The following is a 23,710-nucleotide window of genomic DNA, read 5'->3' as shown; positions in this document are numbered from 1 at the left end:
CCCCCGCCGAGTTCGGCAGTCCGGGTGCGAGTTCGGCAGTCAGAGCTGCCGAACTCGCGCCCGGACTGCCGAACTCGCGGGGTGGAGTGGGCCGGAGCGGGCGGGTCAGCCGACGTCGGCGCCCGGGAGGGTCGGCAGGGTCAGGGTCTCGTCGATCAGGGACTGCAGGTCCGCCAGCTCCGCGTCCGTCCAGCCCGGGGGCTCCGTGACGGCGGCCCACGCCGCCACCACCTGCGAGGCGTAGTTGTGCCCGTGCCCGTCCGGGACGCTGACGCCGAAGAACTGGTCCACGGTCACCTGCACGAACGTCAGGACGGGGAACCAGCGCACCCGGCCGGACACGTCGGGCCCGCGCGGCTCGGCGAGCCAGTCGGGCTGCCGGGTCAGCAGGTCCCACGACCACCAGACGACGGGGTCGGACGCGTGCTGCAGGTACGCGACGCGCGGGGAGTCCCAGGTCCCGGCTTGCGTGACGAGCCCCGTGCCGTCGGACGCGAACCGCACCGTGCGGCCGTCGTCGACGACCGGCTGCCACTGCGGGCTGCCGGGGTCGCGCTCCGCGGTGATCGTGCGCCAGAGCGGGGTGAAGTTGGGCGTGCCCACGTAGAGGGCGCCGTCGACGCGCGCGGTGAGGTCACCGACGGATCCGAACGGCGCCTGCGCCGCGAACGACCCGAGGCTCAGCCCGTAGGACACGAGCTGCGGCCGGTCGTCCTCCGGCAGCTCGGCCCACCGGGCGTGCACGGCGTCGAACAGCAGCCGCCCGGCCTCGGACGCGCGGTCGGCGTCGACCAGGAACGACAGCCAGCTCGGCAGGAACGAGTACTGGATGGTCGCGATCGCCGTGTCGCCGCCCCACAGGTACTCCAGGGCGGCCATCTGCTGCGGCTCCGTCCACCCGGTGCCGGTCGCGCCGGCCACCACGAGGACCGACCGGTCGAACGCCCCGGTGCGCTCCAGCTCCTCGACGGCGAGCTGCGCCCGACCCGCGGCGTCGTCGGCCGAGTCCAGCCCGGCGTAGACGCGGATCGGCTCGGTCGCCCGCTCCCCGGTGACCTCGGCGATCTCGTCCGTGGAGGGGCCCCCGGCCACGAACGCCCGCCCCTGGCGGCCGAGGGAGTCCCACGAGACCGCCGAGCCGGGCGACCCGGAGCGCAGCGGCGACGTGACGGGCTCGACCCCGTCGGGGGTGCCGGCGTTCGTGCCCGCGTACACGGAGTCGGCGACGTCGACGACCACCCGGAACAGCACGCCCGCGGCGAGCCAGTACACGAGCAGCGTCACCACGACGACCCCGAGCAGCGACGCCACGGAGGCGGGCACCCAGCGACCCAGCAGGCGCGACACCCGGCGGGAGAGCCGGCGCAGCGCGCGCCCCAGGGCGATCAGCGCCAGTCCGACGGCGAGCGCGAGGACCCCGACGAGGAACGCCGAGGACGTGCGCCGCTCCTCGCCGACCAGCACGCGGACGTCGTCCTGCCACTGGCAGCCCACCACCACGACGACCACGGCGAGCACGGGGCCGGCCCAGGACAGGACCCGCCACGCCACGCGGCGCACCCGGGCGGGCGGCAGGGGCAGCCCGGTGCGGCGGACCACCCACGCGACGAGGACGCCGAGGGCGTACCCCAGCGCGGCACCGACGCCCGCGATGAACCCCAGGTACAGCGTCGGACGGGGGAGCAGCGACGGGGTCATCGCGGCCGCCAGCCCGAGCAGCGCGCCGAGCATGCCGGGCCACGACAGCTCCCGGCGGGCGAACCAGCGACCCACCGCCCCCAGGACGCTCCCGGCGGCGCGTCGCGCCCGGTCCACGGCGGTCGGTCGGTCGGCGTCCACGGGCGTCCTCCGTCGAGCGGTCCGGGCCGTTCGGCGAACGCGGACGGCCTCCGCGATTCCTACCACAGGGCCCCGCCGTCGCGGCCGGTCCGCGTCCCGCAGGTGCCACGGCCCTACGCTGGACGCCGTGAGCGAGACGAGCGACCTGACCCCCGTCGCGCAGGACTACCTCAAGGTCATCTGGACCGCGCGGGAGTGGTCGACGGCGCCGGTGACCACCAAGATGCTCGCCGAGCGCCTCGGGGTGGGCGCCTCGACGGTGTCCGAGACGGTGCGGCGCCTCGCCGACCAGGGCCTCGTGGAGCACGCGCCGTACGCCGCGATCACCCTCACCCCCGAGGGCGTGCGCCACGCCGTCCAGGTGGTCCGCCGCCACCGGCTCATCGAGACGTTCCTGGTCAGCGAGCTCGGCTACGCCTGGGACGAGGTCCACGACGAGGCGGAGGTCCTGGAGCACGCCGTGTCCGACCTCATGGTCGAGCGCATCGACGCCCGGCTCGGCCACCCGACGCGGGACCCGCACGGCGACCCGATCCCCGCGCCCGACGGCACGGTGCCCGCCCCGGCGGCGCGCATGCTGTGGGAGCTCGACGGCGGGTCGGGTCGGATCGCCCGCATCTCCGACGCCGACCCCGGGCTGCTGCGGTACCTGGCGTCCGTCGGGGTGGTGCTGGACGCGGGCGTGGAGGTGGTGGAGCGGCGCGACTTCGCCGGCATGACGTCCGTGCGGGTGCTGCCCCCGGACGGCGGCGGCGACGCGCGCGCCGTCGAGCTGGGGGAGGTCGCCGCCCGGGCGATCTGGGTGCTGCTCGACGCCTGAGGACGGGGCCCGGGCGCCCGGAGTCGTCCGGGGCGGCCCGGCGCGCTGCCGGTAGGCTGGCCGGACCGGGACGCCCCGCCGACGCGGCCCACCGGACGGGCCGCCGCACCCGTCGGCCGTGCCCCCGCACGACCGGCCCGCGCGCGGCCGCACACCGACCTCGCCGCGGGAGCGCCCCCATGCACACCACCACCGGCACGCCCGCGGGCGACGCCGTCCTCGACCCGCACCTCGTGCGCCGTCGCGCCCGGCTGCCGCTGCTCGCCCTGGCGCTCGGCGGCTTCAGCATCGGCACCACCGAGTTCGCGACGATGGGCCTGCTCCCGATCGTCGCCGACGACCTGCGGGTCTCGATCCCGACCGCCGGGCACGTCATCACCGCCTACGCCCTCGGCGTCGTGGTCGGGGCGCCCCTGCTCACCACCGTGGCCGCCCGCATCGAGCGGCGACGGCTCCTGCTGCTGCTCATGGCGGCGTTCACCGTCGGCAACGTCCTGTCCGCCCTCGCCCCCACGGCCGGCTGGCTGGTCGCCGCGCGGTTCGTCGCCGGGCTGCCGCACGGGGCGTTCTTCGGTGTCGGTGCCGCGATGGGCGCCCACGTCGCCGGCCCCGGGCGCCGCGGGCAGGCCGTCGCGACGATGATGGCCGGGCTGACGGTGGCGAACGTCGTCGGCGTGCCGCTGTCGACCGTCCTCGGGCAGGCGATGGGCTGGCGGGCGGCGTTCCTCGCCGTCGGGGCGCTCGGGCTGCTGACGCTCGCCGCGCTGTGGCGGTGGCTGCCCGGCCTCGCCGTGCCGGACGGCGCGAGCGTCCGCTCGGAGATCGGGTCGCTGCGCAACGCGCGCCTGTGGGTCGCGGCCGGAGCGGGCGCCGTCGGGTTCGGCGGCATGTTCGCGGTGTACTCGTACGTCTCGCCGCTGCTCACCGAGGTCACGGGCCTCGCGGTCACCACCGTGCCCGTCGTCCTCGCGCTGTTCGGTGTCGGCATGACCGTCGGCACCCTGCTGGGCGGGCGGCTCGCCGACCGGTCCGTGCCGCGCACCGTCCTGCTCGGCTTCGCGGCGACCACCGTCGTGCTGGTCCTCGTCGCGGTGCTCGGGCGGTCGCCCGTCCCCGGCGTCCTGGCCGTCGTCGGGCTCGGCGTCGCGTCGCAGGTGCTCGGCCTGGCGCTGCAGTCCTGGCTCATGGACCTCTCGCCGCACGCACCGTCCCTCGGCGCCGCCCTGTGCCACTCCGCGCTGAACGTCGGCAACGCCGCCGGCGCCTGGGCGGGCGGCCTGGTCATCGCCGCCGGCCTCGGCTACCTCGCGCCCGCGTGGGTCGGCGTGGCGCTGACCGCCGTGGGCCTGACCGTCGCCGCCACCGCCCTCCGCCGCCCCCACTGACCCACCCCGTTCTCCCTCTCCCTCCCCTCCCCTCCCCTCCCTCCCCTCTCCTCTCCTCCCTCCCGTCGGAGGCTCCGAACGGGTTCGGAGGGTGTCCCGCGGGATCGTGGTGCTCCGCGGACCACCCCGATCCCGCGTGGGAGCCTCCGACGGGGCGGAGGTTGCGCGTGCGTGGGTGGGTGTGGGTGGTGCGCGTGCGGGGGCGGGAGGGGGCGGCGTCGGGGAGGGGGCGGCGTCGATAGACTTGCCCGGTGACCTCGCACGCCTCCGCCCAGCCCGACTCCGCCCCCGCCACCGGCCAGGACGTGCCGTTCCGCTACACGGCCGACCTCGCGCGCGAGATCGAGCTCCGGTGGCAGGACGAGTGGGTGGAGCGCGGCACGTTCTTCGCGGCGAACCCCACGGGGGCGCTGACCGACGGTGACGGAGCGCCGGCCCGCGCGGGCGCCCGCCCGTTCTTCGTCATGGACATGTTCCCGTACCCCTCGGGCGCGGGCCTGCACGTCGGGCACCCGCTGGGCTACATCGCGACCGACGTCGTCGCGCGGTTCCGCCGGATGCAGGGCGACAACGTCCTGCACGCCCTGGGCTACGACGCGTTCGGGCTGCCCGCCGAGCAGTACGCGGTGCAGACGGGGCAGCACCCGCGCACGACCACCGAGGCGAACATCGAGATCATGGCGCGCCAGCTCAGGCGCCTGGGCGTCGCGCACGACCCGCGCCGCTCGTTCGCCACGATCGACCCGGACTACGTGCGCTGGACGCAGTGGATCTTCCTGCAGATCTTCGAGTCCTGGTACGACGAGGACGCCGTGCGCCCGGACGGCGGGACGGGCGCGGCCCGGCCGATCTCGACCCTGGTCGCCGCGTACGAGGCGGGCCGCGCGCTGCCCGAGGGGCTGGACGGCGTGCCGGAGGGCGCGACGTGGGCCGACCTGGACGAGGTGCAGCGCCGCCGCGTCGTCGACTCCCAGCGCCTGGCGTACGTCTCCGAGACGCCCGTGAACTGGTGCCCGGGCCTGGGCACCGTGCTGGCGAACGAGGAGGTCACCTCCGAGGGCCGGTCCGAGCGCGGCAACTTCCCGGTCTTCCAGCGCACGCTGCGGCAGTGGAACATGCGGATCACCGCGTACGCGGACCGCCTGGCGGACGACCTGTCGCTGATCGACTGGCCGGAGAAGGTCACCGCGATGCAGCGGAACTGGATCGGCCGGTCCGAGGGTGCGCACGTCGACTTCGAGGTCACCGACGCCGACGAGCCGCTGACCGTGTTCACCACCCGCCCCGACACGCTGTTCGGCGCGACCTACGTGGTGCTGGCGCCGGAGCACCCGCTGGTCGACGCGATCGTCGCGGAGGCCGAGCCGGCGTGGGACGAGGACGTGCCGGAGGCCTGGCGCGGGGGCGCCGCCTCGCCCGCCGATGCCGTCGCCGCCTACCGCCGCGAGGCCGCCGCCAAGACCGCCGTCGAGCGGCAGGCCGACGCCGGCCGCAAGACCGGCGTGTTCACCGGCGGGTACGCCCTGAACCCGGTGAACGGCGCCCAGCTGCCCGTGTTCATCGCCGACTACGTCCTCATGGGCTACGGCACCGGCGCGATCATGGCCGTGCCCGGCGGTGACACCCGCGACTTCGCGTTCGCCGAGGCGTTCGGCCTGCCGGTCGTCCACACCGTGCAGCCGCCCGAGGGCCACGAGGGCGCCTGGACCGGCGACGGCGCGATCATCAACTCGTCGAACGACGAGATCAGCCTGGACGGCCTGTCCGTCGCCGAGGCCAAGGCGCGGATCGTCGACTGGCTGGCCGAGCGCGGCGCCGGGTCCCGCACGACCACCTACCGGCTGCGCGACTGGCTGTTCAGCCGCCAGCGGTACTGGGGCGAGCCGTTCCCCATCGTCTACGACGAGAACGACCTGCCGATCGCGATCCCGGAGCAGTCGCTGCCCGTCGACCTGCCGGACGTGCCGGACTACGCGCCGCGCACGTTCGACCCCGACGACGCGGACTCCTCGCCGGAGGCGCCGCTGAGCCGCAACGACGACTGGGTGAACGTCACGCTGGACCTGGGCGACGGCCCGAAGGTCTACCGCCGCGACACCAACACGATGCCGAACTGGGCCGGCTCGTGCTGGTACTACCTGCACTACCTGGACCCCCAGCACGCGACCGACCAGGTCGTCGACCCGGTGCTCGAGCAGTACTGGATGGGCCCGGGCCACAACCCCGGCGACACCCACGGCGCGGGCGGGGTCGACCTCTACGTCGGCGGCGTCGAGCACGCCGTGCTGCACCTGCTGTACGCCCGGTTCTGGCACAAGGTGCTGTACGACCTGGGGCACGTGTCCAGCCGCGAGCCGTTCTACAAGCTGTTCAACCAGGGCTACATCCAGGCGTACGCGTACACCGACTCCCGCGGGGTGTACGTCCCGGCGGCCGAGGTGGTCGAGGACGAGTCGGTCGCCTCCGGGTTCAGCTGGAACGGCGAGGAGGTCCACCGCGAGTACGGCAAGATCGGCAAGTCGCTGAAGAACGCCGTGTCCCCGGACGAGATGTACGCCGAGTACGGCGCGGACACCCTGCGCGTCTACGAGATGTCGATGGGTCCGCTCGACCTGTCCCGTCCCTGGGAGACCCGCGCGGTCGTGGGGGCGCAGCGGTTCCTGCAGCGCGTCTGGCGCAACGTCGTCTCCGAGGAGACGGGCGAGGTCACCGTGGTCGACGCGGAGCCGTCGGTCGAGACCCTGCGCGTGCTGCACCGCACCATCGCCGAGGTCCGCGAGGACATGGCCGGCATGCGGATCAACACCGCGATCGCCAAGCTCATCGTCCTCAACAACCACCTGACGTCGCTGGCCGCCGTGCCGCGCTCGGTCGCCGAGCAGCTGGTGCTGATGACCGCGCCCGTCGCCCCGCACCTGGCCGAGGAGCTGTGGTCCCGCCTGGGCCACGAGCGCTCGCTGGCGCACGAGCCGTTCCCGGTCGTCGACCCGCAGTACCTGGTCGAGGACACCGTCACCTGCGTGTTCCAGGTGCAGGGCAAGGTCCGCGGGCGCGCCGAGGTGAGCCCGGACGCCGACGAGGCCACGCTGCGGGAGCTGGCCCTCGCCGACCCGGGCGTCCAGCGCGCCCTGGCCGGCCGTGACGTGCGCACCGTGATCGTGCGGGCGCCCAAGCTCGTCAACGTGGTCCCGGCCTGACGGTGCCCCGCGACGCCGGCGGCCCGCCGGACAGCCGGGAGGACGTCGCAGCAGCCACGTCCTCCCGGTCGTCACGCCGACTGCTGCCGACGGCCCGGGCGGCGCTGCCGGGGACGTGGACGGCACGGATCGCCCGTCTGCTCCGGCGGGACGTCACCGCACCCGACGTCGTCGCCGGTGCGGCGCCCGACGGTCGCCCGGCGCCGCCGCGCGTCGCCGTCGTGACCGACTCCACGTCCTGCCTCACCGCTGCGGACGCCGAGGAGTGGGGGATCACGGTCGTGCCGCTCGACGTCGCCGCGGACGGTGAGCGCTACCGCGACGGGGTCGACCTGGGGCCGGGCGACCTCGCGGCGCTGCTCACCGCGGGCCGCCGGATCACGACCTCGCAGCCGCCCCCCGCCGCGTTCGCCCGGGCCTACGAGGCCGCCGCGGCGCACGGGGCCGTCGAGGTCGTCTCGGTGCACCTGTCGGGCGAGCTGTCGGGAACCGTGCGGGCGGCCGGCCTCGCGGCGCAGCTGGCCCCGCTGCCGGTGCACGTCGTGGACTCCCGTTCCGCCGGCATGGGCCTCGGGTTCGCGGCGCTGGCCGCCGCGGAGGCGGCGCGCGGGGACGCCTGGGGCGGACAGCCCGACGGGGCCGCCGTCGCCGCCGTGGCCGAGCACGTCGGGCTGTCGACGGCCGCCTGGTTCGTCGTGGACTCGCTCGACCACCTGCGCCGGGGCGGCCGCCTGTCCGGAGCCGCCGCGGCGTTCGGGACGGTGCTCGGCCTGCGTCCCGTGCTGACCTTGCGCGACGGCGTGATCGAGGTGGCCGAGCGGGTGCGGACCCGGCGTGCGGCCCGGGACCGGCTCCACGACCTCGTGGTGGCCGAGGCACGGCGTCGCGGACCGGGCGTGCGGCTCGCGGTCCAGCACCTCGGGCGCGCGGACGACGCGGCGGCGCTCGCGGCACGCGTCGGTGCGACGCTCGGCACGGCGGACGTCGTCGTCCGGGAGGTGGGTGCGGTGCTCGGCGGGCACCTCGGCGTGGGGGCGATGGCGGTGACGGTCACCGACCGCTGACGCCGGGTGACGCGGCGACGGCACGGCACCGGGTCCTCCCCAGGCGACTCGCTCGTGCGTGGTCCCCAGGCATGCGCCGCCGGGGAGGCTCCCGCGGCGGCACGGCTCGTACCGTCGCGGGCATGACCTGGTACGACGGCGGACCCGCCCCCGAGCCCGCGTCCCGGCGCGCTCGGGGCCGGCACGTCGCCGCGGGAGGTGACGCCGCGCGCCCGGGACGTCTGCCGGCCGGGTGGTCGGGCACGGAGACGGAGACCGCAGATGGGGACCGGGCGGTCCGGGAACCGGCGGACCCGGATGGGGCGACCCTGGGTGCGGTGTCCTCGGGTGCGATGTCCTCGGGTGTGGCAGCCCCGGGTGCGATGTCCTCGGGTGTGGCAGCCCCGGGTGCGATGTCCTCGGGTGTGGCAGCCCCGGGTGCGATGTCCTCGGGTGTGGCAGCCCCGGGTGCGATGTCCTCGGGTGTGGCAGCCCCGGGTGCGATGTCCTCGGGTGTGGCAGCCCCGGGTGCGATGTCCTCGGGTGTGGCAGCCCCGGGTGCGATGTCCTCGGGTGTGGCAGCCCCGGGTGCGATGTCCTCGGGTGTGGCAGCCCCGGGTGCGATGTCCTCGGGTGTGGCAGCCCCGGGTGCGATGTCCTCGGGTGTGGCAGCCCCGGGTGCGATGTCCTCGGGTGTGGCAGCCCCGGGTGCGATGTCCTCGGGTGTGGCAGCCCCGGGTGCGATGTCCTCGGGTGTGGCAGCCCCGGGTGCGATGTCCTCGGGTGTGGCAGCCCCGGGTGCGATGTCCTCGGGTGTGGCAGCCCCGGGTGCGATGTCCTCGGGTGTGGCAGCCCCGGGTGCGATGTCCTCGGGTGTGGCAGCCCCGGGTGCGATGTCCTCGGGTGTGGCAGCCCCGGGTGCGATGTCCTCGGGTGTGGCAGCCCCGGGTGCGATGTCCTCGGGTGTGGCAGCCCCGGGTGCGATGTCCTCGGGTGTGGCAGCCCCGGGTGCGATGTCCTCGGGTGTGGCAGCCCCGGGTGCGATGTCCTCGCGTGCGGCGGCCTCGGCGATTCCGGGTGCAGCGACCCCAGGTGCGGTGGCCTCGGGTGCGGCAGCCCCTGGTGTGGCGGCCTCGGGGGTGGCGGTCCCGGGTGCGGCCGTCGGGTGGTCGGCGTCCTGGGCGTCCGCAGCGGACGAGGTCGAGACGTGGCACCGCGACGGCAGGAGCGTCCTCGGCGCCGTGCGCTGGTGGGTGACCCCACGGGTGGCGGTCGCCGCCGTCCTCGTCCTCGCGCTGGTCGGGGGAGCGGTCGCTCTGCGGGTCGCCGCGGCGCCCAGCGCGCCCGCCGTGGTCCTGCCCGAGCCGTCCGCCACGGGACCGGCGCCGACCGCGACCGACCCGTCGGGCGCCGACGCGGTGGTGTGGGTGCACGTCGTCGGTCAGGTGGCCGCCCCCGGCCTCGTGGAGCTGCGCCCGGGGTCACGCGTCGCGGACGCCGTCGCCGCCGCGGGCGGGGCGCTGCCGGACGCGGACCTCGCGGTCGTGAACCTCGCCGCCCTCGTCGTGGACGGTGCCCAGGTGAGGGTGCCCGCACCCGGCGAACCTGCGGTGCCCGCGGACGGGACGGCCGCGGGCACCGGTCCGGTGTCTGGGGCGGCGCCCTCCGGGCAGGGGCCCGGAGGGCAGGTCGACCTCAACACGGCGACCGCGGCGGAGCTCGAGGCGCTGCCGGGCATCGGTCCGGTGCTGGCGGAGCGGATCGTGTCATGGCGCGGCGAGCACGGGGCGTTCGCGGACGTCGACTCGCTCGAGGACGTCCCGGGGATCGGCCCGGCGCTGCTCGCCGGGCTGCGCGACCAGGCGCGGGTCTGACGTGGCGAGAGCGACGTCGGCTCCCGACCGTGCCGACGCGGGCGACACCGCTGCGGCGACCGGCCCGGGAGCGGAACGGACCGACCTGCGGCTGGTCCCCGCCGCCGGAGCCGTGTGGGCGGTGGCGCTCCTCGCCGTGGCGCGACCTGCGGCGGAGCTCGCCGCCGCGGGGGCCGTGTGCGCCGTGCTCGCGCTCGGGCTGGTGGCGTCGGCGTGCTGCTCGGGCGCCCGGCGTGGTCGCGCCACCGGGACGGCGTCGACCGGCGGGGCACGTACGTGCGACCAGGGGTGGCGTGCCGGTCGCGGGCAGGCGGTCCTCGTCCTCGGCACGGTCGGCGTCCTGCTCCTCACGACCGCCGTCCAGGTCCGCGCCCGCGAGGCCGGGGGCCTGCGTGACCTCGCCGAGCTGCGCGCGTCCGTCCGGATCACGGGCGTCGTCCGGACGACTCCGATGCCGGCCGGGGGCCCGTCCGACGACGGCGGAGAGCGCCGCGACGGCGGTGGCCGGGCACCTCCGGGGCGGGTCCGGCTGCTGCTCGCGGTGACGGAGGTGGCGGTGGGCGCCGGACGACCGGGCCGCGACGGACCACCCGGTGACCACACGGTGCGGACCCGCGCCGCCGTGGAGCTCGTCGCGCCGGGCCCGGCCGCGGGGTTGCGCTACGGCACCGTCGTGACCGTGCCCGTGCGCCTCGCGCCGGCCCGTCACGCGGCGGACCGTGCGGTCGCCCGGGCGCACGCGACCGCCGCCCCGCAGGCCGGCGGCGGTCCTCCGGGCCCGCTCGTCGTCACCGAGCGGCTCCGGGCCGGTCTCGGCGAGCTGTCCGCCGGGCTACCCGGGGACGCCGGGCGGTTGCTGCCCGCCGTCGCGGTCGGCGACACGCGCGGCGTCGGCGACCTGGAGCAGGCGATGCGCGACTCGGGGCTGGCGCACCTGACGGCGGTCTCCGGGGCGCACTTCTCGCTGCTCGGCGCGCTGGTCCTGGGGATCGCGGCGCGGCTGCGCGTCCCGCGGTGCTGGCGGTGGGTGCCGACCGCTGTCGTGATGGCGGGGTTCGTCGCTCTCGTGCACCCGGGCGCCAGCGTGGTGCGCGCGGCCGTCATGGGAGGCGTCGGGCTGCTCGGCCTGGCCGTCGGGCGACCGTCGCGGACGGTCCCGGCGCTGGCGTGCGCGGTCGTCGTGCTGCTCGTCGTCGACCCCTGGCTCGGCCGGGACCTCGGCTTCGTGCTGTCGGTCGTCGCGACCGCGGGCATCGCCGTGCTGGCCGGACCGATCGCCCGCCGGTGGCAGGACGCGGGCGCCCGGGGCGGACGGCGCGGCCCTCCGGCCTGGTGGGTGCTGGCGTGCGCGGTGCCCGTCGCCGCCCAGGCGGTCTGCGCGCCGGTCGTCCTGCTGCTCTCCCCGCAGGTGCCGGTCTACTCCGTGCCCGCGAACCTCCTCGCCGCGCCCGCGGTCGCGCCGGCCACCGTGGGCGGCCTGGTCGCGGCCCTGCTCGGGCCCTGGTGGCCGGGCGGCGCGGCCTGGGCCGCCGGGGTCGCCGGGGCGGCCTGCTGGTGGATCGCCGGTGTGGCACGGACGGCGGCCGGCCTGCCCGGGGCGCTCGTGACGTGGGCCGGTGGACCGGTCGGCGTCCTGCTGCTGGCAGCGGCGTCGGCCGCGTCGGTGGTGCTGGTCCTGCGCTGTCGGCGGCGCGTGGCACCCTAGGCACGTGCCACCCGCGTCGACCTCCGCCCCGCGCCGTCCCTCCCGCGGCGGAGCCCGGTCGTCCGCCCCCGCGGGCGTCGCGTGGGACGAGGTGGGGCTCGCGCCGGTCGTGCTGGTCTCCGGTGCGGAGGAGCTGCTCGCGGACCGCGCGGTGGAGCGCCTCGTCGCCCTCGCCCGGGAGCAGGCCCCGGACGTCGAGGTGACGCGCGTCGACGGCGCGGCCTACACCGCAGGCGAGCTGACGCTCGCGACCAGCCCGTCGCTGTTCGCCGAGGACCGCGTCGTGGTCGTGGAGAACGTGGAGAAGGCGACCGACGACCTGGTCCTCGACGCGACGGCGTACGTCGCCGCACCGCAGACGGACGTCGTGCTCGTGCTGCGGCACGGCGGTGGTCAGCGCGGCAAGCGGCTGCTCGACGCCGTCCGCGCGGCCGGGCACCCGGTGGCGACGTGCGAGCCGCTCAAGAAGGACGCCGACAAGGTCGCGTTCGTCACCCAGGAGCTCCGGCGCGCGCGCCGTCGCATGGAGCCGCGCGCCGTGCGCGCGCTCGTCGACGCGGTCGGCAGCGACCTGCGCGAGCTCGCGGCGGCGTGCAGCCAGCTGGTCTCGGACACCACGGGCGTGATCAGCGTCGAGGTCGTCGAGCGCTACTACGCCGGGCGCATCGAGGCCACGGGCTTCCGGGTCGCCGACGCCGCCGTCGAGGGGTCCTCCGGCGAGGCCGTCGCGCTGCTCCGGCACGCGTTCGCCACCGGCGTCGACCCGGTCCCGCTCGTCGCCGCGCTCGCCGCCCGCCTCCGCGTGCTCGCCAAGGTCTCGGCGGTGCGGGGGCGCGGTGCCGGCGCGGAGCGCGAGCTCGGACTGGCGCCCTGGCAGCTCGACCGGTCGCGCCGCGAGCTCGCCCGCTGGACCCCGGAGGGCCTGGCGCAGGCCATCACCGCGGTGGCGCAGGCGGACGCCGAGGTCAAGGGCGCCGGCCGGGACCCGCACTTCGCCGTCGAGCGGGCCGTGCTCCGGATCGCGGCGGCCGTGCGGCGCTGAGCCCGTCGGCCCTCGGTGAGCCGCCCGGGCAGCGGGGCGCGCGACGGCTACGAGGCCTGCGACGGCCTAGAGGTACCGGCCGATCGAGTCGTGGTCGGGCCCGAGCAGGGGAGCGGACGACCGGTCGAGCAGCAGGCTGCGCTCGAGCAGGTTGCCCTGGTACAGGTCGAAGCCGAGGCGGCGACCGGCGCGCAGCTCCTCCGACGACTCGACGAACTCCGCGACGAGCAGCGCCCCGTGGGAGCGGGCCAGGTCCACGACGGGCTCACCCTCGACGTCGAGGTCGCGCGCGTCGATCTTCACGAAGTCGGCCTGGGGGAGCAGGGCCCGCTGGTCGGGGCGCGACACGAACCCGGCGAGGGCCACGCGGAAGCCCTGCTCGCGCAGGTGCCGCACGCCCCGCAGCACGTCGCCGTCGATGCGGGTGCCCGCGGCGATCTCGACGACGAGCCGGTCGGGCCGGGCGGGCAGGTGCAGGTCTCCCACGAGGAACGCCCGGGGGCACCGGACGAACAGCCAGCGGCCGTGCCCCACCTCGTCGACGTCCGCGCGCCCGAAGGTGGCGCGCAGGACGGCGCTGGTGGCCCGCTCGTGCTGGAGCTCCGACCAGGCCGCGGCGTCGACGGACGTGGCGCCCGGGGCCCGGAAGCCGAGCTCGTAGCCGAAGGGGTGCAGTCGCGGGGAGAAGATGCCCTGGCGGCCGACGACGACCTGCTCACCGGCGAGCCGGCGGTCCCACTCGCGGCGCAGCGCGTCCGGGATCGCTGCGTCGATCTCGGCGGCGAGCCGCCGCTCGGCCTCGCCCTGTCCCCTGGTCATGCGCTCTATGACATCACAGTCGTACCGGCATGACACGGGCGAAATCCTCCGACCGGCGCAGTTGCCCCGGAATCTCGCGTCACAGAGAGTGACAATTCACCCATTTGGGCGGACCTCCGGCGAATCCCTGGAAGAGGTGGTGCCGGTACCCGTCCATCAGTCATGATCGACGTGACAGAGAGTCAACGTTCTGTGACAGGAGAGACCCATGCGCACCTCGATCAAGGCCCTCGCGACCGCCGCCCTCGCTCTCACCCTCACGCTCGGCGCCTCGGGCGTCGCCAACGCCGGCGGCGGCTTCACGATCCAGAGCGGTGCGACGGGCTGCTGCCGCATCATCGCCTGATCGCCCACGGTGCCGTCCCGGCCCGCTCCGCTGGCTCTCGGTGCGCGGAGCGGGCCGGTTCCGTGTCGGCGGCTCCCGGATCGGCGGACGGGTGACGTGCTCGCCCCCGGACCACGTCATAGGTACAGTGACACGCATGACGACCATTGCTGACCGCGTCCGCCAGGCGCGGTTGGCCGCTGGGCTCTCCCAGACGGCCCTCGCAGGTGACGCGCTCTCGCCGAGCTACATCTCGCTGATCGAGTCCGGCCGCCGGGAGCCGACCGACGCCGCGCTCGGGATCATCGCCGAGCGGCTCGGCTCGACCATCGAGTACCTCAAGCACGGCGACGAGGGACCGGCGGAGGCCCGCGCGCGGCTCGCCCTGGACTACGCGCGACTGGACCTGGTGTCCGGCGAGGCGACGTCCGCCCGCGACCGGATCGTCGCGCTCGACCTCGAGGCGGTCTCGCGCCAGGTCCGCGTCGACGCGCGGCTCGCCCTCGCCCAGGCCTACGAGATGCTCGGCGACCTCGAGTCCGCCGTCGGCGTCCTCGAGCCGCTGCTGAGCCAGGCACGGTCCGAGGGGCACCACCTCGACGCCGCCTCGGCCGCGACCGCCCTCGTCGCCTCCTACGTGGAGGCCGGCGACCTCGGGCGCGCGATCGAGCTCGGCGACCGCCAGCTCGCGGAGCTCGAGGAGGCCGGGCTCACCGGCACCGACGAGCACCTCCGGCTCGGGTCGACGACGCTGTGGGCGTACGTCGAGCGCGGCGACCTGCTCTACGCGACGCACCGTGCCGCCGAGCTGATCCGCCAGGCGGAGTCGCTCGGCACGCCGCGCGGTCGCGGCTCCGTGTACTGGAACGCCGCGCTGGTGGCCGAGCAGCGCCACGACTACGCGCTCGCGAAGCGCTACACGGAGCGCGCCCTCGCGCTGCTCGGCGAGGGGGAGGTCAGCCGTGACATCCCGCGTCTGCGCCTCAACTACGCGTGGCTGCTGCTGCGCAGCGACCCGGCCGAGCCGGCGATGGCCCTCGAGCAGCTCGAGCGCGCGGCGCCGGAGCTCGCGGTCTCGGGCTCCGAGGTCGAGATGTCCCGCCTGGACGTCGAGCGGTCCCGGGCGCACCTCATGCAGGGCGACCCGGTCGCGGCGGAGGGCTACGCCCGTGCCGCCCTCGAGCGGCTCGGCGACCAGCCCCGGCTCGAGAGCAGCGCCGCGCAGCTCGCGCTGGGCGACGCGCTGCACGCCCGCGGGGAGGTGCCGGCGGCGTCCCGCGCGTACCGCTGGGCGGCCGACATGCTCGGCATGATGTCCGCGTCCCGGCAGTCCGCGGCCGTCTGGCGGGAGCTGGGCGACCGGTTCCTCGGGCACGGGGACGTCACGGGCGCGGCGCAGGCGTTCGACCGGGCGCTGCGCGAGGCAGGGTTCCGGCCCGCGGTCCCCGCGGTGCTCTGGGAGGCGTGGAGCGCGGTGGCGCAGGACTGACCACCGCGTTCCCCACGGGGCGGCCGCGACGGTCGTCCCCGCACAGAGGGCGTCACCCCGCAGGGGGGGTGACGCCCTCGGGCGTCTCCGGACGCTCGACGTCGACCGCCCGCGACCGCGCCGGCCGGGAGCCCCGAGGTCGCCCTCGCCGAGTGGTCGTTCGGATCCGTTCGCGCGGACCCGCCGGGCGTGTCGGCGCCTTCGGATCCGAACGGCGCGCGGGAGGCCGGGAGACGGAGGGCGAGGCGGCACGACGGAGGGCGCCACCCCTCAGGGGTGGCGCCCTCCGGTCAGGACTGCGGGCGCGTCAGAGCGTGTTGACGGCCTTGGCCAGCGCGGACTTCTTGTTCGCGGCCTGGTTGGCGTGGATGACGCCCTTCGAGACGGCCTTGTCGAGCTTCTTCGACGCGGCGACGAGCGCGACACCGGCCGCGTCCTTGTCGCCGCCGGCGACGGCCTCGCGCACGCGGCGCACGTACGTCTTCAGCTCGGACTTGACGGCCTTGTTGCGCAGGCGCGCCTTCTCGTTGGTGCGGATCCGCTTGATCTGGGACTTGATGTTGGCCACGGTGTGGTCTCTCTCGTGTGTTCGCCGGAGCGAAAGGAACAGGTCGTAGAGGGCGCGTCCAGCTCCGGGACTGGGGCGTGGGGACACCCGCGGAGAGGCGCTGGACGAGTGCCCGCCGACCCGGGCGGACACGCGACTGATGATTCTAGCAGGCCCGTGACGTCGCCGTTCCGCGCCGGACACACGCCCGTGACACGCGCGGGCCACGATCGCCCGATGGCGGACCTGTTCGACGCGTACCCCACCGGGGGCCCGGCCTGGGACGAGATGCTCGCACCTCCCGACCCGTCGTCGGGCTCGACCGCCCCGGTGCCCCGGGCGCCCTACCGCCGGGTGCACGCCGCCCTGGCCGGGCAGAGCCCGCTGGACCTGCGGGCGCGGGCGGAGGCGCTCGCGCGCTCGTACCTGGCGCAGGGCGTGACGTTCGACTTCGCGGGGGAGGAGCGCCCGTTCCCGCTCGACGTGGTGCCGCGGGTGGTCGACGGGCCGGAGTGGGACCACGTCGCGTCGGGCGTCGCCCAGCGGGTGCGCGCGCTCGAGGCGTTCCTGGCCGACGTGTACGGGCCGCAGCGGGCGGTCGCGGACGGGGTGGTGCCGCAGGGGCTCGTCGTGTCCTCGACGCACTTCCACCGGGAGGTCGCCGGCATCACGCCCGCGAACGGGGTCCGCGTGCACATGTCCGGCATCGACCTGGTGCGCGACGCCGCGGGCACGTTCCGGGTGCTGGAGGACAACGTCCGGGTCCCGAGCGGCGTGTCCTACGTGCTGTCGAACCGGCGCGCGATGGCGCAGAGCTTCCCGGAGCTGTTCGCGGCCCTGCGCGTGCGCCCGGTGCAGGACTACCCGCGCCGGCTGCTCGCCGCCCTCACCGCCGCGGCCCCGGACGGGGTCGACGACCCGACGGTCGTGGTGCTGACGCCGGGCGTGTACAACTCCGCGTACTTCGAGCACGCCCTGCTGGCCCGCACGATGGGGGTGGAGCTCGTCGAGGGGCGGGACCTGTTCTGCGCGGGCGGGCGGGTGTGGATGCGCACGACGCACGGCCGCCGGCGCGTCGACGTCATCTACCGGCGCGTGGACGACGAGTTCCTGGACCCGGTGGTGTTCCGCTCGGACTCGGTGCTCGGCAGCCCGGGGATGGTGAGCTGCGCGCGCGCCGGGACGGTCACGATCGCGAACGCGATCGGCAACGGGGTGGCGGATGACAAGCTCGTCTACACGTACGTGCCGGCGCTCATCCGGTACTACCTCGGCGAGGAGCCGGTGCTGCCGAACGTCGACACGTGGCGCCTGGAGGAGCCCGAGGCGCTGGCGGAGGTGCTGGACCGCCTGCACGAGCTGGTGGTGAAGCCCGTCGACGGGTCGGGCGGCAAGGGTCTGGTCGTCGGGCCGCAGGCGTCCCGGGCGGAGCTCGGCGCCCTGCGGGACCGGCTGCGGCAGGACCCGCGCGGCTGGATCGCCCAGCCGGTGATCCAGCTGTCCACGGTGCCGACGCTCGTGGAGGACGGCCTGCGTCCCCGGCACGTCGACCTGCGGCCGTTCGCGGTGAACGACGGCGAGCAGGTGTGGGTGCTGCCCGGCGGGCTGACGCGCGTCGCGCTGCCGGAGGGGCAGCTCGTCGTCAACTCCTCCCAGGGCGGCGGGTCCAAGGACACGTGGGTGCTGGGCGCCGCCGTGCCGCACCGGGGCGCGCCGCGGGTGGTGCCGCGGACCGTGGCCGTGGCGGCCGCGGTCCCGATCGACGCGAACCCCAGCGACGCCGGCCCGCACGCCGAGCAGCAGCAACAGCAGCAGCAGCAGGAGCAGGAGCCCGGGGGTGGTGCGCCGTGCTGAGCCGGATCGCCGAGTCGCTGTTCTGGATCGGCCGCTACGTCGAGCGCGCGGACGACACCGCGCGGCTGCTCGACGTGCACGTGCAGAGCCTGCTCGAGGACCCGTGGGCGGAGGAGGACCTGGCGTGCCGGTCGCTGCTGTCGGTGATGGACCGGCCGGTGCCGCCGCCGGAGGTGCACGTGGGTCGGCAGCAGGTGCTGGAGGTCCTGGCGTACGACCGGGTGGCCCCGTCGTCGATCGTCGGCTCGCTGGCCGCCGCCCGTGAGAACGCCCGCCGCGCGCGCGAGATCGTGTCGACCGAGCTGTGGGAGTGCCTGAACTCGGCGTGGAACCAGCTGCCGGCGCAGCTGCGCCCGACGCGCCCGCACGACTACTTCACGTGGGTGCGGGAGCGGGCCGCGATCGTCGCGGGGCTGACGGACTCGGCGACGTCGCGGGACGACACGTGGCGGTTCATGGTGCTCGGCCGGTCGATCGAGCGGGCGGACATGACCGCCCGCCTGGTCACGACGCAGGCGCTCGCCGGGTCCGGCGGGCCGGGCTGGACCACCCTGCTGCGGTCCTGCGGCGCGCACGAGGCGTTCCTGCGGACGTACCGCGGCACGGACTCCGCGGAGCGGGCGGCGGCGTTCCTGCTGCTGGACCGGACGTTCCCGCGGTCCATCGTGTACGCGCTCGGGCAGGCCGAGGAGTGCCTGACCGCGCTGGAGCCGACGCTCGCGCCCGCCGGGGCGGTGGAGGCGATCCGCCACCTCGGGCACGCCCGCACGAGCCTGGAGTACCGCCCGCTGACGGAGGTGCTGGAGGCCCTGCCGGCGGAGATGGAGCGGGTGCAGCGCGCGTGCGCCGCCGCGAGCGACGCGATCCGCCGCCGGTACTTCCCGTCCGGGAGCGTCACCACCTGGGTGGGGGAGGTCGTCTGATGGGCACGAGCACGCTGCACGTGGTGCACACCACCGCGTTCCGGTACACGGGCGCCGTGACCGCGTCGTACAACGAGGCCCGGATGACGCCGCTGCCGCAGCCGGGCCAGCGGGTGCTCGACGCGCGGCTCGACGTGCAGCCGCACACCTGGGCGCACGAGTACCGCGACTACTGGGGCACGGCGGTGACGGCGTTCGAGGTGCTGGCGCCCCACGAGTCGCTCGTCGTGACGGCCGAGAGCCGCGTGGAGGTCACCGCCCCGCCCGCCCCGCGCTCGGCCGGCGACTGGGCCGTGCTGCGCGACCCGGCGCTGCGGGACCGGCTGGCCGAGTTCCTGGCCGACACCCCGACGACGCGCGCGCCGCAGGAGGTCGTGGAGCTCGCCGCGACCACCGCGGGTGCGCTCCCGCCCGCGGACGCCGCGCTCGCCGTGAGCCACGCCGTGCGGGACGCGCTGGAGTACGTGCCCGGCGTGACGGCCGTGCACACGTCCGCGGCCGACGCGTGGGCCGCCCGCACCGGCGTGTGCCAGGACATGGCGCACCTGGTGACCGGCGCGCTGCGGAGCATCGGGATCCCCGCCCGGTACGTCTCGGGGTACCTGAACCCGCTGCGGGACGGCGAGCCGGGCCGCACCGTCGTGGGGGAGTCGCACGCCTGGGTCGAGTGGTGGACCGGGGAGTGGACGGCGTTCGACCCGACGAACCGGGTGCCGGCGGGGGAGCAGCACGTCGTGCTCGGGCGCGGGCGGTGCTACGACGACGTCCCGCCCCTGCGGGGGATCTTCGCCGGGGCGGGCACGCAGTCGCTGGAGGTGGAGGTGCGGATCACCCGGGAGGCGTGAGCCGCGCCGGCCGCGCACGGCCCGGGCGCCGGCCGCGCCCGGCCCGGGCGTCCGCGCCGTCAGGGCGTCAGGGGCCGCGCGAGCGCCTCGTCGAGCGCCGCGCGGTCGCCCCCGACCGTCAGCGCCGGGTCGTCCGCCGTGGTGCGGCCCCACAGGAGCAGCGCCAGCACGCGGGCCGGCCCCGCGAGCGTCACGGGCGCGGGCGACGGCGCGTCGGCAGCGCCCGCAGCGCCCGCAGCCCCGCCGAGCACCCACGACCGCCCCGCGTCCACCGCCACGAGTGCCACGGGCGCGTCGAGCGCCGGCATCCGCCCGAGCCGCACCTGCCGCGGCGTCATGACCGTCACCACCTCGTCCACCGTGTCCGCCCACAGCGCGGGGTCGTCGAGCGGGTGCGGCACCCCCGCGGCGCCCGCGAGGTCGTGGAGGTGCACGAGCGTCTCGTGGAGCTGGCGCCGGTGCCAGAACGCCGCGACGCCCGGGCCGTCGAGCGTGAGCGCCGGCGCGTCGGCCGGCAGCGCGCGCAGGGTGTCCAGCAGCGCGGCGGCCTGCTCCCGGTAGGAGGCCCGCACGGCCGCGGGCTCGCGCGCCGCCCCGGTGGGCTCGTCGCCCTCGTCGTCGACGCCGCGCGCCATCCCCGCCGCCCAGCGGTGCACGCCGGCCAGGTGCAGGCCGAGCTCGGTCACGGTCCACGGGGCGCAGGCGGGCACGGGTGCGCCCGGGTCGGCGTCGGCGAGCAGCCGGGCGAACGCGTCCTGCGCGGCGGCGAGGGCGTCCAGCAGGGGCGTGGCGCGGGGCGCGGGCGCCCCGGCTCGGGTCTCGCTCGTCGGCATGGGACGATGGTGGCAGTCCGACCCTGCGAAACCGAGGGAGCACGTGTCCCCGATCCCGAGCGCCGAGCTGTCCCGGCGCATCACCCCCGCGGCGACCCCGCCCGAGCTGCTGCGCAACTTCTGCATCATCGCGCATATCGACCACGGCAAGTCGACGCTCGCCGACCGCATGCTGCAGCTCACGGGCGTCGTCGAGGCGCGCGCGATGCGGGCCCAGTACCTCGACCGCATGGACATCGAGCGCGAGCGCGGCATCACCATCAAGTCGCAGGCCGTGCGGATGCCGTGGCAGCTCGGTGACACCCCGTACGCGCTCAACATGATCGACACGCCGGGCCACGTGGACTTCACCTACGAGGTGTCCCGGTCGCTCGCGGCGTGCGAGGGCGCGGTGCTGCTGGTGGACGCCGCGCAGGGCATCGAGGCGCAGACGCTCGCGAACCTGTACCTGGCGATGGAGAACGACCTCCAGATCATCCCGGTGCTGAACAAGATCGACCTGCCGGCCGCGCAGCCGGAGAAGTACGCCGAGGAGCTCGCGGGGCTCATCGGCGGCGACCCGGCGGACTGCCTCCGGGTGTCCGGCAAGACGGGCGAGGGCGTCGAGGCGCTGCTGGACCGGATCGTCGAGCTGGTCCCGGCCCCGACGGGCGACCCCGGCGCGCCGGCGCGGGCGATGATCTTCGACTCGGTGTACGACACCTACCGCGGCGTCGTGACGTACGTGCGGGTGAAGGACGGCAACCTCAACCCGCGCGAGCGCATCGCGATGATGTCGACCAAGGCCACGCACGAGCTGCTCGAGATCGGCGTGATCTCCCCGGAGCCCGTCCCGACGCAGGGCCTGGGCGTCGGCGAGGTCGGCTACCTCATCACCGGCGTGAAGGACGTCCGCCAGTCGAAGGTGGGCGACACCGTCACCAACGCGGGCAAGCCGGCCACGGTCCCGATCGGCGGGTACTCCGACCCGAAGCCGATGGTGTTCTCGGGCCTGTACCCGATCGACGGCTCGGACTACCCGGCGCTGCGCGACGCGCTCGACAAGCTCAAGCTCAACGACGCCGCCCTGAACTACGAGCCGGAGACCTCGGTCGCCCTCGGGTTCGGGTTCCGCGTCGGGTTCCTCGGCCTGCTGCACCTCGAGATCATCCGGGAGCGGCTGGAGCGCGAGTTCGGTCTCGACCTCATCTCGACGGCGCCCAACGTGGTGTACGAGGTGACGATGGAGGACCGCACCGTCGTCACCGTCACGAACCCGAGCGAGTTCCCGGGCGGCAAGATCCGCGAGGTCCGCGAGCCGGTCGTGAAGTCGACGATCCTCGCGCCGAGCGAGTTCATCGGCGCGATCATGGAGCTCTGCCAGGGCAAGCGCGGCGACCTGCAGGGTATGGACTACCTGTCCGAGGACCGCGTGGAGATGCGGTACACCCTGCCGCTCGCGGAGATCGTGTTCGACTTCTTCGACCAGCTGAAGTCGCGCACGCGCGGGTACGCGAGCCTCGACTACGAGCCGCTGGGCGACCAGGTCGCGGACCTCGTCAAGGTCGACATCCTGCTGCAGGGCGAGCAGGTGGACGCCTTCAGCGCGATCGTCCACAAGGACAAGGCGTACGCGTACGGCGTGATGATGGCGTCGAAGCTCAAGGACCTCATCCCGCGCCAGCAGTTCGAGGTGCCGATCCAGGCGGCCGTCGGCTCGCGCGTGATCGCCCGCGAGACCATCCGCGCCATCCGCAAGGACGTCCTCGCGAAGTGCTACGGCGGTGACATCACCCGCAAGCGGAAGCTGCTGGAGAAGCAGAAGGAGGGCAAGAAGCGCATGAAGACGATCGGCCGGGTCGACGTGCCGCAGGAGGCCTTCATCGCCGCGCTGTCGTCCGACGCGGGCGGCGGCAAGGACGCCAAGGACGCGAAGAAGAAGTGAGCCCGGCGCTCCCGGACGGCGACGCCGCCCCGGACGACGGCGCGCTGCCGGCCTCGGTGGCCGACGGGGCGGCCGGGCGGGCGTTCGGGGTGTACCTGCACGTGCCGTTCTGCACGGTGCGGTGCGGCTACTGCGACTTCAACACGTACACCGCGACCGAGCTGGGCGGCGGGGCGAGCCAGGTGGCTTACGCCGACACCGCGCTGGCGGAGGTCGCGCTCGGAGCCCGGGTGCTGCGCGACGCGGGCCTGCCCGAGCGCCCCGTGTCGACGGTCTTCGTCGGCGGCGGCACCCCGACGGTCCTGCCGCCGGGCGACCTGGTGCGCATGCTCGACGGGGTGCGCGACGCGTGGGGGCTCGCGCCCGGCGCCGAGGTCACGACGGAGGCCAACCCCGACTCCGTGACGCCGGAGTCGCTGGCGGCCCTGGCGCGCGGGGGCTTCACGCGGGTGTCGTTCGGCATGCAGTCGGCCGTGCCGCACGTGCTCGCCACGCTGGACCGCACGCACGACCCGAGACGGATCCCGGACGTCGTGCGGTGGGCGCGCGACGCGGGGCTGGCGGTGTCGCTCGACCTCATCTACGGCACGCCGGGGGAGTCCCTCGACGACTGGCGCGCGTCCGTCGAGGCGGCGCTCGCGACGGGCGTCGACCACGTCTCCGCGTACGCGCTGGTCGTCGAGCAGGGCACCCGGATGGCCGTGCAGGTGCGCCGCGGGGAGCTGTCCCTGCCCGACGAGGACGACCAGGCCGCCAAGTACGAGCTCGCGGACGACCTGCTCACCGGGGCGGGTCTGCGGTGGTACGAGGTCAGCAACTGGGCGCGCACGCCGGACGACGCATGCCGGCACAACCTGGCGTACTGGCGCAACGACGACTGGTGGGGCGTCGGCCCCGGCGCCCACAGCCACGTCGGCGGCGTCCGGTGGTGGAACGTCAAGCACCCGCGGGCCTACGACGCGCGGCTCGCGGCGGGCCTCAGCCCGGCGGCCGGGCGCGAGGTGGTCGAGGACGCGTCGGCGCGCCTGGAGCGGGTGATGCTCGGCGTCCGGCTCGGCGAGGGGCTGCCCCTCGACGCGCTGTCGGCCCGCGCCCGCGCGGCGGTCGGGACCCTCGTGGCCGACGGCCTCGTCGACGGGCGCGCGGCGCTGGGCCGGGGCGACCGACCCGGCGCCCGCGTCGTGCTCACCCGCAGGGGGCGGCTGCTCGCGGACGCCGTGGTGCGGACGCTGACCGACTGAGCCGG

At 75.7% G+C, this 23,710-nt stretch carries 18 protein-coding genes; 14 read left to right on the top strand and 4 right to left on the bottom strand.

What is annotated here, in order from left to right; translation table 11 throughout:
• Positions 1–105: 105 nt before the first annotated feature.
• Entirely contained in the window at positions 106–1,839 is a 1,734-nt protein-coding gene (locus AAHH18_RS07755) for an alpha/beta hydrolase (protein WP_343301207.1), read from the bottom strand.
• A gap of 127 nt (positions 1,840–1,966) precedes the next feature.
• On the opposite strand from AAHH18_RS07755, the gene AAHH18_RS07750 reads away from it, so the two are divergent.
• The 7 genes from AAHH18_RS07750 (at position 1,967) to holA (ending at position 12,905) form a co-directional block, all read left to right on the top strand.
• A complete protein-coding gene (locus AAHH18_RS07750) occupies positions 1,967–2,659 on the top strand; it encodes a metal-dependent transcriptional regulator (RefSeq protein ID WP_343301206.1) in 693 nt (230 codons plus the stop codon).
• Positions 2,660–2,838: 179 nt separating this feature from the next.
• Positions 2,839–4,044 (top strand): MFS transporter, encoded by a 1,206-nt coding sequence (locus tag AAHH18_RS07745; protein ID WP_343301205.1) that lies wholly within the window; start codon positions 2,839–2,841, stop codon positions 4,042–4,044.
• A 251-nt stretch (positions 4,045–4,295) separates the two neighbouring features.
• Positions 4,296–7,241, top strand: a complete 2,946-nt coding sequence (gene leuS, locus AAHH18_RS07740) for a leucine--tRNA ligase (protein ID WP_343301204.1) — start codon at positions 4,296–4,298, stop codon at positions 7,239–7,241.
• 221 nt (positions 7,242–7,462) lie between these two features.
• The gene (locus AAHH18_RS07735; protein ID WP_343301203.1) at positions 7,463–8,305 is read left to right on the top strand and encodes a DegV family protein; all 843 of its coding nucleotides are present in this window, start codon (positions 7,463–7,465) and stop codon (positions 8,303–8,305) included.
• Between the two features lie 1,103 nt (positions 8,306–9,408).
• Positions 9,409–10,158: a ComEA family DNA-binding protein gene (locus AAHH18_RS07730; RefSeq protein ID WP_343301202.1), complete on the top strand. Its 750-nt coding sequence runs from the start codon at positions 9,409–9,411 to the stop codon at positions 10,156–10,158.
• A 1-nt stretch (position 10,159) separates the two neighbouring features.
• Positions 10,160–11,863, top strand: coding sequence for a ComEC/Rec2 family competence protein (locus AAHH18_RS07725; protein WP_343301201.1), 1,704 nt, complete (start codon positions 10,160–10,162; stop codon positions 11,861–11,863).
• A gap of 4 nt (positions 11,864–11,867) precedes the next feature.
• Positions 11,868–12,905, top strand: a complete 1,038-nt coding sequence (holA, locus tag AAHH18_RS07720) for a DNA polymerase III subunit delta (protein WP_459349097.1) — start codon at positions 11,868–11,870, stop codon at positions 12,903–12,905.
• Between the two features lie 66 nt (positions 12,906–12,971).
• On the opposite strand, the gene AAHH18_RS07715 is transcribed toward holA, so the two are convergent.
• The gene (locus AAHH18_RS07715) at positions 12,972–13,724 is read right to left on the bottom strand and encodes an EAL domain-containing protein (protein ID WP_283320872.1); all 753 of its coding nucleotides are present in this window, start codon (positions 13,722–13,724) and stop codon (positions 12,972–12,974) included.
• A 208-nt stretch (positions 13,725–13,932) separates the two neighbouring features.
• Between AAHH18_RS07715 and AAHH18_RS07710 the strand changes: the two genes are divergently transcribed.
• Both AAHH18_RS07710 and AAHH18_RS07705 read left to right on the top strand, forming a co-directional pair.
• Positions 13,933–14,070: a hypothetical protein gene (locus AAHH18_RS07710; RefSeq protein WP_283320871.1), complete on the top strand. Its 138-nt coding sequence runs from the start codon at positions 13,933–13,935 to the stop codon at positions 14,068–14,070.
• Positions 14,071–14,206: 136 nt separating this feature from the next.
• Positions 14,207–15,538 carry a helix-turn-helix domain-containing protein gene (locus AAHH18_RS07705; RefSeq protein ID WP_343301200.1) on the top strand — a complete coding sequence of 444 codons (1,332 nt, stop codon included), beginning with the start codon at positions 14,207–14,209 and terminating at the stop codon, positions 15,536–15,538.
• 307 nt (positions 15,539–15,845) lie between these two features.
• Here AAHH18_RS07705 and rpsT read toward each other — a convergent pair whose 3' ends face one another.
• Entirely contained in the window at positions 15,846–16,106 is a 261-nt protein-coding gene (gene rpsT, locus AAHH18_RS07700; protein WP_283320869.1) for a 30S ribosomal protein S20, read from the bottom strand.
• 216 nt (positions 16,107–16,322) lie between these two features.
• Between rpsT and AAHH18_RS07695 the strand changes: the two genes are divergently transcribed.
• The 3 genes from AAHH18_RS07695 to AAHH18_RS07685 are packed head-to-tail and all read left to right on the top strand — an operon-like array spanning position 16,323 to position 19,707.
• The gene (locus AAHH18_RS07695; RefSeq protein WP_283320868.1) at positions 16,323–17,939 is read left to right on the top strand and encodes a circularly permuted type 2 ATP-grasp protein; all 1,617 of its coding nucleotides are present in this window, start codon (positions 16,323–16,325) and stop codon (positions 17,937–17,939) included.
• On the top strand, positions 17,933–18,862 hold the full coding sequence (locus tag AAHH18_RS07690; protein ID WP_283320867.1) for an alpha-E domain-containing protein: 930 nt from the start codon (positions 17,933–17,935) through the stop codon (positions 18,860–18,862). Before AAHH18_RS07695 ends, AAHH18_RS07690 begins: the two co-directional genes overlap by 7 nt.
• On the top strand, positions 18,862–19,707 hold the full coding sequence (locus AAHH18_RS07685; protein WP_343301199.1) for a transglutaminase family protein: 846 nt from the start codon (positions 18,862–18,864) through the stop codon (positions 19,705–19,707). Before AAHH18_RS07690 ends, AAHH18_RS07685 begins: the two co-directional genes overlap by 1 nt.
• A 59-nt stretch (positions 19,708–19,766) precedes the next feature.
• Here AAHH18_RS07685 and AAHH18_RS07680 read toward each other — a convergent pair whose 3' ends face one another.
• A complete protein-coding gene (locus AAHH18_RS07680) occupies positions 19,767–20,540 on the bottom strand; it encodes a maleylpyruvate isomerase family mycothiol-dependent enzyme (protein ID WP_343301198.1) in 774 nt (257 codons plus the stop codon).
• 43 nt (positions 20,541–20,583) lie between these two features.
• Here AAHH18_RS07680 and lepA point away from each other — a divergent pair, with 43 nt between their 5' ends.
• Positions 20,584–22,464, top strand: coding sequence for a translation elongation factor 4 (gene lepA / locus AAHH18_RS07675; protein WP_283320864.1), 1,881 nt, complete (start codon positions 20,584–20,586; stop codon positions 22,462–22,464).
• Positions 22,461–23,705: a radical SAM family heme chaperone HemW gene (hemW, locus tag AAHH18_RS07670; protein WP_283320863.1), complete on the top strand. Its 1,245-nt coding sequence runs from the start codon at positions 22,461–22,463 to the stop codon at positions 23,703–23,705. Before lepA ends, hemW begins: the two co-directional genes overlap by 4 nt.
• The last annotated feature ends 5 nt before the right edge of the window (positions 23,706–23,710 follow it).

This window comes from Cellulomonas olei (assembly GCF_039548315.1).
In the GTDB taxonomy this organism is placed as follows: Bacteria; Actinomycetota; Actinomycetes; order Actinomycetales; family Cellulomonadaceae; genus Cellulomonas.
Note: the sequence above shows the minus strand (reverse complement) of the source record. Positions and strands in the feature narration are given on the sequence as shown.

Bases quoted from the DNA above. Each gene is read 5' to 3' on its own strand.
- AAHH18_RS07705 (WP_343301200.1), top strand. From the start codon at position 14,207: ATGACGACCATTGCTGACCGCGTCCGCCAGGCGCGGTTGGCCGCTGGG.
- AAHH18_RS07745 (WP_343301205.1), top strand. From the start codon at position 2,839: ATGCACACCACCACCGGCACGCCCGCGGGCGACGCCGTCCTCGACCCG.
- AAHH18_RS07715 (WP_283320872.1), bottom strand. From the start codon at position 13,724: ATGACCAGGGGACAGGGCGAGGCCGAGCGGCGGCTCGCCGCCGAGATC.
- AAHH18_RS07680 (WP_343301198.1), bottom strand. From the start codon at position 20,540: ATGCCGACGAGCGAGACCCGAGCCGGGGCGCCCGCGCCCCGCGCCACG.
- AAHH18_RS07710 (WP_283320871.1), top strand. From the start codon at position 13,933: ATGCGCACCTCGATCAAGGCCCTCGCGACCGCCGCCCTCGCTCTCACC.
- AAHH18_RS07685 (WP_343301199.1), top strand. From the start codon at position 18,862: ATGGGCACGAGCACGCTGCACGTGGTGCACACCACCGCGTTCCGGTAC.
- AAHH18_RS07695 (WP_283320868.1), top strand. From the start codon at position 16,323: ATGGCGGACCTGTTCGACGCGTACCCCACCGGGGGCCCGGCCTGGGAC.